General features: G+C 51.0%; 14 protein-coding genes. 8 read left to right on the top strand and 6 right to left on the bottom strand.

Annotation, left to right across the window (positions count from 1 at the left end; genetic code table 11):
* Positions 1–36: 36 nt before the first annotated feature.
* Both P2W70_RS29560 and P2W70_RS29555 read right to left on the bottom strand, forming a co-directional pair.
* A complete protein-coding gene (locus P2W70_RS29560) occupies positions 37–2,199 on the bottom strand; it encodes a peptidase domain-containing ABC transporter (protein WP_276485185.1) in 2,163 nt (720 codons plus the stop codon).
* A 35-nt stretch (positions 2,200–2,234) separates the two neighbouring features.
* Positions 2,235–3,392 (bottom strand): HlyD family secretion protein, encoded by a 1,158-nt coding sequence (locus P2W70_RS29555; RefSeq protein ID WP_276485184.1) that lies wholly within the window; start codon positions 3,390–3,392, stop codon positions 2,235–2,237.
* Between the two features lie 423 nt (positions 3,393–3,815).
* Here P2W70_RS29555 and P2W70_RS29550 point away from each other — a divergent pair, with 423 nt between their 5' ends.
* The 7 genes from P2W70_RS29550 (at position 3,816) to P2W70_RS29520 (ending at position 10,498) form a co-directional block, all read left to right on the top strand.
* Positions 3,816–4,913, top strand: coding sequence for a Nif3-like dinuclear metal center hexameric protein (locus P2W70_RS29550; protein WP_276485183.1), 1,098 nt, complete (start codon positions 3,816–3,818; stop codon positions 4,911–4,913).
* A gap of 56 nt (positions 4,914–4,969) precedes the next feature.
* On the top strand, positions 4,970–5,725 hold the full coding sequence (locus P2W70_RS29545; RefSeq protein WP_276485182.1) for a zinc ribbon domain-containing protein: 756 nt from the start codon (positions 4,970–4,972) through the stop codon (positions 5,723–5,725).
* Between the two features lie 189 nt (positions 5,726–5,914).
* Positions 5,915–7,405 (top strand): tetratricopeptide repeat protein, encoded by a 1,491-nt coding sequence (locus tag P2W70_RS29540; protein ID WP_276485181.1) that lies wholly within the window; start codon positions 5,915–5,917, stop codon positions 7,403–7,405.
* A gap of 118 nt (positions 7,406–7,523) precedes the next feature.
* Entirely contained in the window at positions 7,524–9,182 is a 1,659-nt protein-coding gene (recN, locus tag P2W70_RS29535) for a DNA repair protein RecN (RefSeq protein ID WP_276485180.1), read from the top strand.
* A gap of 4 nt (positions 9,183–9,186) precedes the next feature.
* Positions 9,187–9,411: a hypothetical protein gene (locus P2W70_RS29530; protein WP_276485179.1), complete on the top strand. Its 225-nt coding sequence runs from the start codon at positions 9,187–9,189 to the stop codon at positions 9,409–9,411.
* 2 nt (positions 9,412–9,413) lie between these two features.
* Positions 9,414–9,662 (top strand): hypothetical protein, encoded by a 249-nt coding sequence (locus P2W70_RS29525; protein ID WP_276485178.1) that lies wholly within the window; start codon positions 9,414–9,416, stop codon positions 9,660–9,662.
* A gap of 23 nt (positions 9,663–9,685) precedes the next feature.
* On the top strand, positions 9,686–10,498 hold the full coding sequence (locus tag P2W70_RS29520; protein WP_276485177.1) for an enoyl-ACP reductase FabI: 813 nt from the start codon (positions 9,686–9,688) through the stop codon (positions 10,496–10,498).
* 186 nt (positions 10,499–10,684) lie between these two features.
* On the opposite strand, the gene P2W70_RS29515 is transcribed toward P2W70_RS29520, so the two are convergent.
* The gene (locus P2W70_RS29515) at positions 10,685–10,906 is read right to left on the bottom strand and encodes a DUF2795 domain-containing protein (protein ID WP_014221625.1); all 222 of its coding nucleotides are present in this window, start codon (positions 10,904–10,906) and stop codon (positions 10,685–10,687) included.
* A gap of 291 nt (positions 10,907–11,197) precedes the next feature.
* Between P2W70_RS29515 and P2W70_RS29510 the strand changes: the two genes are divergently transcribed.
* A complete protein-coding gene (locus P2W70_RS29510; RefSeq protein ID WP_276485176.1) occupies positions 11,198–11,851 on the top strand; it encodes an ABC transporter ATP-binding protein in 654 nt (217 codons plus the stop codon).
* Here the strand turns inward: P2W70_RS29510 and P2W70_RS29505 are convergent.
* From P2W70_RS29505 to gatC, 3 genes are all read right to left on the bottom strand, one after another.
* On the bottom strand, positions 11,848–12,408 hold the full coding sequence (locus P2W70_RS29505) for a cob(I)yrinic acid a,c-diamide adenosyltransferase (protein WP_276485175.1): 561 nt from the start codon (positions 12,406–12,408) through the stop codon (positions 11,848–11,850). The genes P2W70_RS29510 and P2W70_RS29505 overlap by 4 nt on opposite strands.
* Before the next feature lie 74 nt (positions 12,409–12,482).
* Complete coding sequence (locus P2W70_RS29500; protein ID WP_276485174.1) at positions 12,483–13,190, bottom strand: ABC transporter ATP-binding protein; 708 nt, start codon at positions 13,188–13,190, stop codon at positions 12,483–12,485.
* A gap of 60 nt (positions 13,191–13,250) precedes the next feature.
* Entirely contained in the window at positions 13,251–13,550 is a 300-nt protein-coding gene (gene gatC, locus P2W70_RS29495; RefSeq protein ID WP_276485173.1) for an Asp-tRNA(Asn)/Glu-tRNA(Gln) amidotransferase subunit GatC, read from the bottom strand.
* Positions 13,551–13,648 lie beyond the last annotated feature (98 nt).

Genomic DNA, 13,648 nt, shown 5'->3' with positions numbered 1-13,648 from the left:
TTGTTTTTCATGTAAGATTTAATTTGGAGGGAAATGCTACACGGGTATCATTCCCTGATGTTGTTCCCAAAGTTGCGCATACATGGCCTTGTTGGCCAACAACTGCTGATGGGAACCTTCTTCATGCAGCTGTCCGTTCTTCAATACCACAATTTTATCGGCATTGACTACTGTACTTAACCGATGTGCGATCACGATGATCGTTTTGCCGGCATTTCGCCACCTTTGCAAGGTTTGTTGCACCAGCGAATCGGCAATAGGATCGAGGGAGGAGGTCGCCTCATCCATGATGAGAATGTCTGGTTGACGGTACAGTGCCCGAGCGATTGCCAATCTTTGACGCTGGCCTCCAGATAGTGTGGCGCCATGTTCCCCAAGCCAGGTATTGAATCCCGCAGGCAATTGCTCTACGAATTCAATAATTCCCAGTTCCTTGGAGATATTCAGGACACGTTGCATATCTGGTTCCAGATCGCCCACGGCGATGTTCTCGAGCACTGAGCCGGCAAACAGGTCTACTTGTTGTGGTACAACACTCACCCGCTGACGCAGGCTTTCCATATCCAGGTATTTGATATCCTTGCCACCAATGCTGATATGTCCGCTTTTGACCGGGTAGATATGTTGCAGGAGTGACATGAGCGTCGATTTGCCGCTGCCGCTTTCTCCCACGATGGCCGTAATACACCCACCGGGAATATTAAGGCTGAATTGGCGGAAGACTTCTACGCGTGTGCCATAGCGGAAACTAACATCCTGAAAAACGATATTACCCGTTTCTCCGGCTACCAGTTTTACTTTACGGGTAGTATCTTCCTGCTCAAGGTCCATGATCTCGAATAAGCGATCGGCCGCGATGAGGGCGTCTTGCATACTCTTGTTGGCGCCGATGATACCCATCGCAGGCCCGGTGAAATACCCAATGAGTGAATAGAAGGAAAGAAGTTCGCCAGCCGACAGGCTGCGGTTAACGACCATATAGGCGCCGGTCCATAATAAACATACTACCAGCAGGCTCGTGGCAAAGCTGCCAACATTGCCCGCATGGATACCGAAGATGCTGGTACTATAAATGGTGCGCAGCAGCTTGATGAATTTAGATTCTGTTTTCAGGTTGGCGTGTTCCTCGAGGCCAAATCTTTTGATCGTACTGACCGTATTCAGGGATTCGACCAACTGGCCGCCCAGTTCGGCATTGTGCTCCATCAACTTGCGCTGCCATTTCTTATTGAACCGGTTGCTGACGGTATATAGCAACAAGTATACCGGGATAATGCTCAGCACCAGCAGGGCCAGCTTCCATTGATAGAGGAACATGACGAGGAAAGAAAAAGCAACGATGAATACATTCACCACCAGCGTGGTAGCCGTTTCATTGATGAAGGCCCGGATCTTGACCGCATCGGTAATACGCGAAGTGATCTCCCCCACGCGCATGGTATCGAAAAACTGTTGCGGTAATCGCAGCAGGTGTTTGTAGTAGCCCAGTATCAGCCGTGCATCGATCTGCTGTCCGGTCTTAAGCGCAAAAATACTCCGGTAGGCACCGATCACGAGTTGTAACAACAGGATCAGGATCATCGTAAGGCCCATCATGTTCAGGAGCCTGGTATTGCCCCCGATCAATACATGGTCCACGATGTTTTGCACGTAAAAGGAAGTCGCGAGGCCGAGGATCGTATAAATGGCTGAGCCAAAGATGATCTGGGTGGTCACTTCTTTATGAGGCCGCAGCAGTAGCCAGAAACGGCGGATATGCGATATCTTCTCATTGCCTTCCTGAAAATGCGATGCCGGCATCAGCAGGATGATAACCCCCGTCCAGATCTCTTTGAAAGCATCATGCTTATATTGGTGCAGCTCACCGTCTGCCGGGTCCATGAGGAGGATGAATTCTTTGGTGATCTTGTAGATCACCACATAGTGTACGATTTTTTTATTGAGTACTACGTGCGCAATGGCAGGCACGGGCATATTGAACAGGGCTTCAAAATTACCCTTTACGCCCTTTGCATCGAATCCTATTTTGGTGGCGGCTTCTATCAGTCCGAGCACGTTGGTGCCCTTGGTATCGGTACCCGCATACTGGCGGATGGTAGCGATCGGTAATTGTAAATTATAATGGGCAGAAACGGATTGAAGACAGGCTGCTCCGCAGTCGGTAATGTCGTGTTGTTTTACTTTGATGGCTTTTTTCATAGTGTGTTGGCGGTGGACGGTTGACGAATTGGATGTTATCTGGCAGCTACAGGACCGGAGTTGGGATTGATCCAGCTGTCGGCCTTTTCATAGAGCAGCTGCATAATACCCCGGCGGGCCAGTATGAACCGGCATTGCAAGGTCATCCCTTTTTTGAGGTTGCCCTTTACGCCATTGGATAGTTGCAGGTAGCTTTTATCGAGTACACATTTTACTTTGAAGGAAGTAGCATCATTGATGACGGTGAAATCATTGTCGACCGATATGACCTTTCCGGGCAGTATGCCCCAGGAGTTGTAGTTGAAGGCATCGACCTGGCATTTTACGGGCATACCTGTTTGGATATAGCCGATGTCCTGCGGAGATACATACACTTCGGCGACCATGCCCGAATCGGGCGAGATATAACCGAGCATCTCACCTGCCTGCACAGAGCCGCCCTCATAGCGACCATTGAATTGCTGAACGGTACCGCTTACCGGTGCGCGTATCTCGAGCATGTCTTTTTCGCGCTGCAGCTCTTTTCTACCAGCCTCCCACTGACGGGATTCGAGCTTTAGCTTTTCCAGCTCCTGCTGCCACTGACTATGCTGTGCCGCAACGGCCGACTCGTAAGAGGCCCGGGCCTGCTCGTAGGAGAACTTTTTTTCTATGTATTCTTTTTTGGCCACCACCTTTTCTTCGTACAGCTTGCTGTACATCTGAAAGTCCGACTTCAGCTTTTCGACAACGGACCGCTTTTCGGCCATGCCGGCCTGAAAGCTGAGGTATTGCTGCTTATACAGATTGGAGTTGAGTTTGGCGGTGCCGGCCCCCCGCGCCAGTAGCGCGAGGTCGTGCATATGCGTAGCGCGTTGTGACAGTTCGAAGCCGGCCTGATCGAGCTTGTCGTCGGTCACCTCATGGCGCAGGCTCATCAATAATTGCCCTTCCTGCACATGTTCACCTTCTTTTACGTGTACCGTCAGGATACGGGCCGTACTCAGGCTGCGCAATTCCGATTTTTCCGTAACGGGCCGGATGATACCTGGTACATTGACAGATACGTCGATCTTGATAAAGATCGAGGCGATCAGGGCAGTCAGTACTGCCCCCAAAACTAGGGTATAGATGATCTGGCTCTTGGGCTGCACCCTGGGCAGCCAGGTATAGGCAGTATCCTGCATCATCTCTGCCGGAAAGATCCTAGACATGAAGTCACGGTTTGGTTTCACAAATCAAATTCCTACAGGGCAATTTGCAGGGGTATCAAAACAGGCTAAGAACAAAAAGGAGTGAGGTCATTCGGCAGGAACCGGGTTAGCAGTTCCGATGTCGTACTATGGTATACGAAACTATGTTTAACATGGATTGCATATTAGTCAAAAATAACATAACATGGACAATTGATGGTTAAATAAAACAATTGCGTATATTTTAACCATGTAGGTTGTAAGCTAACCGGGGCGGGGTTAATTTAAAACTTTCAATGTTGTTTTATGCTTCCATGCTATAGATAAATGGGGACAGCACGCTGATCTTTATGCCGGCTGTAGCGTCTTTGCACCCAATTCCCGAATTTTGTCGGGTTGCAGCGATGCCCGTATCGATGCAGTACCTCCTAAAAATGCTCAAACATGCACATTGCCACCATCATCGCCCATCTTGAATCCATTGCCCCTCCCTCCCTGCAGGAAGGATACGATAATGCCGGGTTGCTGACCGGCGACCCTGCCTGGGAGTGCAACGGGGTACTATGCACCCTCGATGCTACAGAGGCGGTGGTCAACGAAGCTGTAAGTCGGGGCTGCAACCTGATCGTGGCCCATCACCCCATCATTTTCGGGGGGCTGAAAAAGATCAACGGGAAAAACTATGTAGAGAAAACGGTGATTGCCGCCATCAAACAGGATATCGCGATCTACGCCATCCACACCAACCTCGATCATGTACTGGACGGCGTGAACGGTATGATCGCCGACAAGCTGGGGCTCATCAAACGCCAGATCCTGGCGCCCAAATCGGCTACCCTGAAAAAGCTGTATACGTTTGTCCCGCTCGCCCAGGCCAACCAAGTACGTGATGCCATATTTGCCGCCGGCGGAGGGCATATTGGCCAATACAGCGACTGCAGTTTTGGAGTCGAAGGAGCCGGTACCTTCAAAGGTGGGGAGGGGACCAACCCCTTTGTGGGCCAGCCCGGCGAACTGCACGAAGAGCGGGAAGTGAGGCTGGAAATCATATTCCCGGCCTGGCAACAGGGTGCCGTCGTGAAAGCCCTGATCACTGCCCATCCATACGAGGAGGTAGCTTACGATGTGTTGGAACTCGCTAATAATCATCCTGGTATAGGAGCCGGGCTGGTAGGTGAGTTGCCGGACCTACTGGAGGAAAAAGCCTTTTTGACCCTGCTCAAAGACCAATTTGGGCTCCGGGTGATCCGTCATACCCCCCTGCTCGACAAGCCGGTACGAAAAGTGGCCGTTTGCGGGGGAGCTGGTAGTTTTCTGGTTTCCAGGGCTTTAGCCGTAGGCGCCGACTTTTATGTGACCGGTGACATGAAATACCACGAGTTTTTCGACGCCAACAACCGCCTCGTGATCGCCGATATCGGGCATTACGAAAGCGAGCAGTTTACCGCCGACCTGCTGGTGAGGGTTTTGCTGGAAAAATTTACTACCTTTGCCGTCCTTAAAAGCGAAGTGAAAACCAACCCGGTACGTTACTTCGTCTGATCTGGCCAAAGCAATTTGGAGAACTTATCTGCAAATAAAAAAACCATAAAGCATATATGGCTAACGTAAAAGAGTATTCTGTTGAGGAAAAATTATCCTCATTGGTTACCCTCCAAAAGATCGAGTCGAAGATCGATGAGATCCAGATTTTAAAAGGTGAGCTGCCGATGGAAGTGAGCGATCTGGAAGATGAGATCCAGGGCTTACATGCCCGTCAGACACGTATTGAAGAGGAGATCAACGGCATTCAGGAGTTCATCAACACCAAGAAGAACCTGATCAAGGATGCAGAAGCTCTGATCAAGAAATACGAAAAGCAAAGCGAGAACGTAAAGAACAGCCGCGAGTTCGAAGCGATCAACAAAGAGATCGAAATGCAGCAACTGGAAATGAAGCTGGCTGAAAAACACATCCGCGATGCCAACGAAGAGATCGCCGAAAAAGTAGTGGTACTCGACAAAGCCAAAAAGAACATTGGCGGCAAAGAAGGTGTACTCGGTACCAAGAAAGGCGAACTCGAAAAGATCATCGCCGGTACGGAGAAAGAAGAGACACACTTCAATAAACTCTCTTCTGATGCACGCGAAAAAGTAGAAGAGCGCCTGCTGAATTCTTACGATCGTATTCGTAAGAACTACCGCAACGGTCTGTCTGTAGTACCTGTAGAGCGTGATGCTTGTGGTGGATGCTTCAACGCGATCCCTCCTCAACGTCAGAGCGAGATCCGTCAGCGTAAGAAGATCATCGTTTGCGAAAACTGTGGTCGTATCCTCGTAGACCGCGACCTGTTCGACAGCATCGAGATCAAGTAAGTGTCGACCGCAAGTCGGTATCATTTACCGGAACGTTATCCGATCCGGGCACAACAACTCAAATCGTAAAGATCATAAAGGGCCTTCAGCAATGAATGGCCCTTTTTTTGTTGTCTTCGCTGGCAGGTAACTGGTTGTTTACGGGCGTACCACGGCCCCGCTATTATTTAGTATTATATTGCAGCAGCTATGATCCACCGGTCGTGTAGTTATTTTTTATTGTTTCTGCTGGTTGCCGTGTTGCCCGTTGCAGCACAAAAAAACTTTGATTTCAATACTACCTGCCGGCAGGCTTACAAAGAGATCATACAGTTGCGGCTGGCCAATGGCCAGCGCCTGCTCGATGCCGAAAAGGCACAGCATCCCGATAACCTGATCCCGCAATTCCTGGAGAACTATATCGACTTCTTCACCATCTTCTTCAACGAAGATCCCGCCGAATACAAAGTACGCATTACCAAAGTAGCCGAACGGCTTGAGGCTATGGACGAAGGACCTAAGAACTCTCCTTTCTTCCTGTTTACGAAAATGGTCCTGCATTTTCAGGGAGCAGCCATGCGCGTCAAGTTTGGTGAACGCTGGGATGCCGGCTGGGAGTTTCGCCGGTCCTTCCTGCAGGCCAAAGAGAATTTGAAAAGCCATCCGGGCTTTTCGCCTACCCAGCTATATTATGGTTCTATGCAGATGGTGATCGCCACCATCCCCGACGGGTATAAATGGCTCAGCAATCTGATGGGCATGAAGGGAAGTATGAAGGGGGGCATGGAAAAAGTAAACCAGTTCCTGAATGGGAAGGATGAGTGGTGTCAGCTGTTCAGGGAGGAAGCCATCTTTTTTTACTGCTACCTGCAGTTCTACATGAACAACGATAAAAAAGAAGTGGCTGCCTTCATCGCCCGTCAGCAACTGGACGTTGTCAACAACAACCTGTTTGCCTACCTGGCGGCCAACCTCAGCCTCAATAGCCAACAGGCAGAAAAAGCCTTGCAGCTGCTCAAGGCCAGGAATAGCGGACCCGAATACCTGGCGTCGCCGGTCTGGGATATGGAAATGGGATTTGCCAAGCTATACCACCTCGAACCCGATGCCAACGTCTATTTTGAGAACTTCATTCGCAATTTCAAGGGTAAGTTCTATGTGAAAGAAGTGCTGTTGAAATTGAGCTATCATTATTACCTGCAAAAAGACCAGGCAAAGGCCGACTGGTACCGCAAAGAGATCGCGAAACGTGGCAATACAGAAACCGATGCCGATAAGCTGGCCCAAAAAGAAAGCAAATCGACCCGCTGGCCCAACCGCCTGCTGCTGCAGGCCAGGTTGCTCAACGACGGGGGCTATCACCGCGATGCGTTGCGATTGCTGCATGGGAAGACGGTGGGCGATTTTACCCTGCCCGAAGACCGGCTGGAGTTTTCTTACCGGGTGGGTCGTATCTACGACGATCTGGGGGCCGATACACAAGCCATTGCCTATTATAAAGAAGCGATCGCCCTGGGCGAGAACCGCAAAGAATATTTCGCTGCCCGGGCAGCCCTCCACATCGGCTATATCTGGGAGAATCGGGGTGATAAGCAAACGGCCATCACCTGGTTCGAAAAATGCATCAGCATGAAAGACCACGATTTCAAGAACTCCCTCGATCAACGCGCCAAAGCCGGCATCGGCCGGTGCAAAGAGTAAAGACCAGGATGGCCCGCGCTGTAACCATACGACACCTCTATGAAGATTTTCCCCATGAGGATAACAACTTTACTGAAATAGGACCGGATTAGCTAATTTGCCCCATCGTTGAATTCCTATGCTTAGAAAACTTTTTATTCAGAATTACGCCATCATCGACGAGATAGAGATCGACTTCTCGGGTAGGTTGAACATCATTACCGGTGAAACGGGCGCGGGTAAATCCATCCTGATGGGTGCGCTGTCGCTGATCCTGGGCGACCGGGCCGACTCTTCCGTGTTGCTCGACCGTACCAAGAAAAGCGTGGCGGAAGGCACTTTCGATACCCATGGTCAGAAAGCGATCAAATCTTTCCTCAAGGAAAATGACCTCGATGCCGAAGAGGAACTGGTGATCCGCCGTGAGATTGCCGCCAACGGCAAATCGAGGGCATTTGTGAACGATACCCCCGTCAACCTCGAGCAACTGCGTCAACTCAGTTCGCTGTTGGTCGACCTGCACCGCCAGTTCGATACACTCGACCTGGGCGCTGCCAACTTTCAACGCGATGTGCTCGATGCGCTGGCCGGTCATGCCAGCCTGCTGCAACAATACCGCACCGTATACACGCAGTGGCAACAGGCACGACACGAACTCGATAGCCTCCTCGGGCAGAAGAACCAGTTTACCAAAGAATACGACTATAATAAGTTCCAGTTTGCCGAGCTGGAAGAGGCCGGCCTCAAAGAAAATGAGCTGGAAGAAACCGACACTACGCTCAAGTTGCTGAGCAACTCGGAAGGGATCAAGACGGCCCTCACCAAGGTCAACTATGAGTTGAATGAAGGCGAACAGCCGATGGTGCAGCAGCTCAAATCCATGTGCAACCAGCTGTCGGGCTATACCGGCTTGCATGCGGACCTGCCTGCTCTGGTGCAACGCCTGTTGTCGGCGCAGATCGAACTGCAGGATATCGCCGATGAGGTAGAGCGCATCAATGATCATGTGCAATACGATCCCCAGCGTATAGAACAACTCAACGACCGCATGGCCGTTGGCTATAAATTGTTGAAGAAACATGGCGTGAAAACCACGGCAGAGTTACTTGCTATCAAAGCGACGCTGGAAGAAAAACTGCAAGCAGTATTGAATATCGACGAGGCCATCCTGAGCCAGGAGAAAAACGTGGCGAAGTTCCAGCAGGAAGCCCTGGCATTGGCCGGCACCCTGTCCGAAAACCGCGCTAAACAAATCAAACCCTTGCAAGATAAGGTCAACAAACTGCTGGCGCAGGTGGGGATGCCCAATGCACGCCTGCAGGTAGACCTGCAGAAAACCGATACATTGCAGGCGCATGGCCTCGATGCCATCGAGTTCCTGTTCGATGCCAACAAGAGCAATCGCTTCGAACCCATCCGCAAGGTGGCTTCGGGTGGTGAGTTGAGCCGCCTGATGTTGTGCATCAAATCACTGGTAGCCCAGTCGCTCGACCTGGGTACCCTGATCTTCGATGAGATCGATACCGGTATTTCGGGCGAGGCAGCGAAGCAGGTAGGGGTGATCATGAAAGACCTGGCCAAAAAACGGCAGGTGATCGCCATTACCCACCAGCCGCAAATTGCTGGCAAGGCCGATGCCCACTACTTCGTATACAAACAGATCAAGGGCGATACGATCAAAACCAGCATCCGCCTGTTGTCGCAGGAGGAGCGTATTACCGCCATCGCCAAGATGCTCAGTGGGGAGAAGCCTACTGCGGCCGCCTTGGAGAATGCACGGGAAATGGTGATGAACTAAGCCCATGCCTGCGATCTTCAACAATCCCTTGCTGTTGATCACCTGCCTGCTGTTGGGGTTGATACCGGCTGTTTACATGAATAAATACCTGTTAAAACTGACCCGCCCCCGCGAATCGGCGTGGCGGTTTCTGGCATATTGTATAATTTTCCTTGCCTTTACAGTCGTTTACACCACGTTGGTGGTATTCGTCCTCAAGTGGACGGTATTCAAAGTCGAGGCAGAATAAGCATGTTGCCCCTCCTCAAAATATTCCTGTTCCCCGTGCTTGGCGCAGCCGTCATACTGCTGGGTGTACACGTGTATCACTTCTTCAATGAAAAGATCATCGGTAGCCGCACCCTGGGTGCGCTGGTAGGTTATACCTTGTTGATGATCGCCGCCAATATCGGGCTGGTGGCCCTGGGCGTGCTGATGTTGATGAAGGTCTATGCGCTGCTGTCCTCAAATATTCCTATTTTTACGCCTTCACCAGCGTAAAAACAATAAACTATAAACCTGTTATGTCGTACAACCTGCTAAAAGGAAAAAAAGGGATCATTTTTGGTGCCCTGGATGAAAAGTCCATAGCCTGGAAAACCGCACTGCGCTGCCACGAGGAAGGCGCACAACTCGTATTGACCAATGCACCCGTAGCCATGCGTATGGGGGAGATCAATAAACTGGCCGAAACTACACAGGCTCCGGTAATCCCGGCCGATGTAACCAATATGGACGATCTGAAGAAGCTGTTCGAAGAGTCCATGAAGCATTTTGGTGGTGGCATCGACTTCGTGCTGCACTCAGTGGCCATGGGCATGAACGTGCGCAAGGGTAAACATTACACCGGTATCGACTACGGTTTCAATCAAAAGACACTCGATATTTCTTCTATGTCCCTGCACCGCGTATTGCGTACGGCCTGGGATATGGACGCACTCAATGAGCACGCCAGCGTAGTAGGGCTTACCTATATCGCTGCCCAGCGTGTGTTCCCCGATTACAATGAAATGGCCGATGCCAAGGCGCTGCTGGAAGCGGTTGCCCGCAACTTCGGATACCATTATGGTGTACGCAAAAAGGTACGCGTAAATACCGTGTCGCAATCTCCTGTAAGAACCACTGCGGGTAGTGGCGTAAAAGGATTCGACGGTTTCATCAGCTATGCGGAGAAGATGAGCCCGCTGGGCAATGCTACTGCCGATGATTGTGCCGATTATTGTGTGACCCTGTTCAGCGACCTCACCAAAATGGTGACCATGCAGAACCTTTTCCACGATGGTGGTTTCTCCTTCACCGGCGTAACCCAGGCCGTGATCGATCAAATGGAAAAATAACAAAGCTTCAGGTTGTGGAAAGATAACCACAGCCTGATGTGAAAGAATAAGAAAAAGATAAGGGCAGATGACCGGCAACGGTGATCTGCCCTTTGTCTTGGTGGCTACCCGCTGATGCTGCAATAGGGAGCATAAAAAAAGCGGGCTGCCAGAGCCCGCTCCTATCAAATAAAGTGGGAGGGTAAATCAATATTCGTCTTCGTTGAAGAAGAAGTCGTCCTGGCTGGGGTAATCGGGCCAGATATCTTCAATCCCTTCATAGATCTCACCTTCATCTTCGAGTTCCTGTAGGTTCTCTACTACTTCGATGGGGGCGCCGCTACGGATCGCGTAGTCAATCAATTCATCCTTGGTTGCAGGCCAGGGTGCGTCTTCAAGATATGATGCAAGTTCAAGTGTCCAAAACATGAGGTGCCTGTTTTAAATTTATCAGGAAAACCTGTTGTGTGTCCTGACAACAGGTAGCAAAAACTAACAATAATTTCCCGGATTGTGTTGTGCCATGCTGGATTTCTTTTTCCGGCTGGTAAAAACGATACCCGGCAATTTTCCGCAAAAGTAACTTTCTTAAGGAAAAAACCAAATCTATCTTTGAAATCCGGCAACAACTATTTCTTAAATCATGCGCTTTGCGCGAAGACCGGGCGCGAAGCCAATGGTTTGTAGTATCTTGACGCTTTGTTTCTTAATGCATATTTCATGTTAACGGCCACCAACATACAAAAATATTACGACCAGCTTTGGGTACTGAAAGGGGTGGATCTTACGATCCAGCAGGGAGAAATTGCCAGTATTGTGGGGCCTTCGGGATCGGGAAAAAGTACCTTGTTACACATTTTAGGGACACTCGATCACCCTTCCAAGGGCACGGTCGCCATCAATAACCAGGCTATTAATTTTCTCAACGATAAGCAGGTAGCGGCATTCCGCAACCGCCACATCGGGTTCGTATTCCAGTTTCACCACCTGTTGCCCGAATTCACGGCCCTGGAAAATGTCTGCATTCCGGGCTGGATGGCAGGTCACAAAAAAAAGGAGGTGGCCGACCGGGCCGTCGAGTTACTGAATATGCTGGGATTGGCGGGCCGGCTCGAAAACAAGCCGCAGGCCTTGTCGGGTGGCGAGCAGCAACGGGTAGCGGTAGCCCGGGCGCTGATCAATAACCCGGACATCGTCTTTGCCGACGAACCTACCGGCAACCTCGATTCGGCCAATGCGCGGGAACTGCACCAGCTATTCTTCGACCTGCGCAAGCAGTTCAATCAAACCTTCCTGATCGTTACCCACAACGAGGAACTCGCCCAAATGAGCGACAGGATCCTGCACATGAAAGATGGTTATCTGGTGGCTTAAACCCGGGGTTTCCAGGGAATTTCCGGCGTCTGCAGCTGCTGGCCTACAAAGCGGGCCAGTACGAAGAGGTAATCACTCAACCGGTTTACATATTGTAGAATAACAGGCTCCACCGACTGACCTTCCAGTTCCAATCTTACACAACAGCGTTCGGCACGGCGGCATACGCAGCGGGCTACATGCAGTTGCGATACGGTCGGATGTCCGCCCGGCAGGATAAAATACTTCATGGGCGGCAGGGCCTCCGTCATCCGGTCTATTTCTTTTTCGAGATATTGTATATCGGACTCCTTGAGGTCGGGGATGGCCATTTTCGTCTCCTTTTCCGGGTCGCAGGCAAGGGCTGCTCCTACCGTAAAAAGGCGGTCCTGCACTTCCTGCAATACGTCACGGCCATCCTTGTCAGTGATGAGGTCGCGGCACAGGCCGATAAAAGAATTCAGCTCATCGATGGTGCCATAGGCTTCGATGCGCAGGTGCGATTTCGGCACCTTGGTGCCGCCAATCAGCGAGGTAGTTCCTTTATCGCCGGTTTTGGTATAGATCCTGAATGCCATTATCAATAGTTGCTTGGATGAATGATCGGTAAGCCCGCCAAAGGCAGGGGCTGGGGTGAGGGCTTCGGGATGCATTAAACAGTTGCCAGCTGATCGGCGCGGCGCTTGTCGCTTTCGATCACCCCGTCGCGTAAGCGTACGATCCGGTGGGCATGGTTGGCAATATCTTCTTCGTGGGTAACAAGTACAACGGTGTTGCCGGCGGACTGGATCCTGCCAAAGATCTCCATGATCTCGATGGAGGTTTTGGTGTCCAGGTTACCGGTAGGCTCATCGGCGAGTATCAGCGAGGGGTTGTTGACCAGGGCACGGGCAATGGCCACACGCTGGTTTTGTCCACCCGACATTTCATTGGGTTTGTGGTGCATCCGCTCTTCAAGGCCTACCTGCCTGATCACCTCTACGGCCATTTCCGTACGCTGCTTCTTGGGCACGCCTGCATAGACCAGGGGCAGGGCCACATTCTCCAGTGCGGTAAGACGGGGCAGCAGGTTGAACTGCTGGAAAACGAAACCAATCTCTGAGCCACGCACGTCGGCCAGGGCGTCGTCGCCCATCTTGCTGACGTCTTGCCCGTTCAGTATATATTGACCCGCCGTAGGCGTATCGAGGCACCCGAGAATGTTCATCAGGGTACTTTTACCCGATCCGGAAGGACCCATCAGGGCCACATATTCGTTCTTCAGGATATCGAGGTCGATACCCTTCAGTACGCGGATCTCCTGTTTGCCCATAAAATAGCTCTTGCGGATCTGTTCAAGGTGGATGATAGACTTGCTCATGGTTTGGTTTCGTTTGGTTTACCGGACGGGGTGGAGTGATCCTCCCGACGGCTGGCTGATTCAGGCTTCCGTTTTACGGATTACTTTGGGCACCTTGAAGAATACGCCATCCGTTGCCGGAGCGTTCCTGACGCCTTCTTCCCGGCTGACCGAACCCTTGACGACATCTTCGCGCAACATATTGTCATTGTCGCTCATGTGCAGCAGGGGTTCTACGCCGGTGGTATCCAGTTCATTGAGTTTGTCGACGAAATGGATCATTCGTTGCAGGTCATGCTTGATAATTTCTTTTTCGCCCTCACTGAACTGCAGGCGTGCCAGGTTGGCCAGTTTTTCCACTAATACGTCATTGACTTCCATACCAAACAAAAATAGCTCAAAAAACATTGCAGGGGATGCTAAAATCGGCTGGAAAGACACAGGATTTCCGGTACGCGGATTCGGTAACTACCTTATCT

This window comes from Paraflavitalea pollutisoli (assembly GCF_029360705.1).
Classification (GTDB): domain Bacteria; phylum Bacteroidota; class Bacteroidia; order Chitinophagales; family Chitinophagaceae; genus Paraflavitalea; species Paraflavitalea pollutisoli.
The sequence above is the reverse complement of the archived record's forward strand: the minus strand, read 5'-3'. Positions and strand labels throughout refer to the sequence as shown.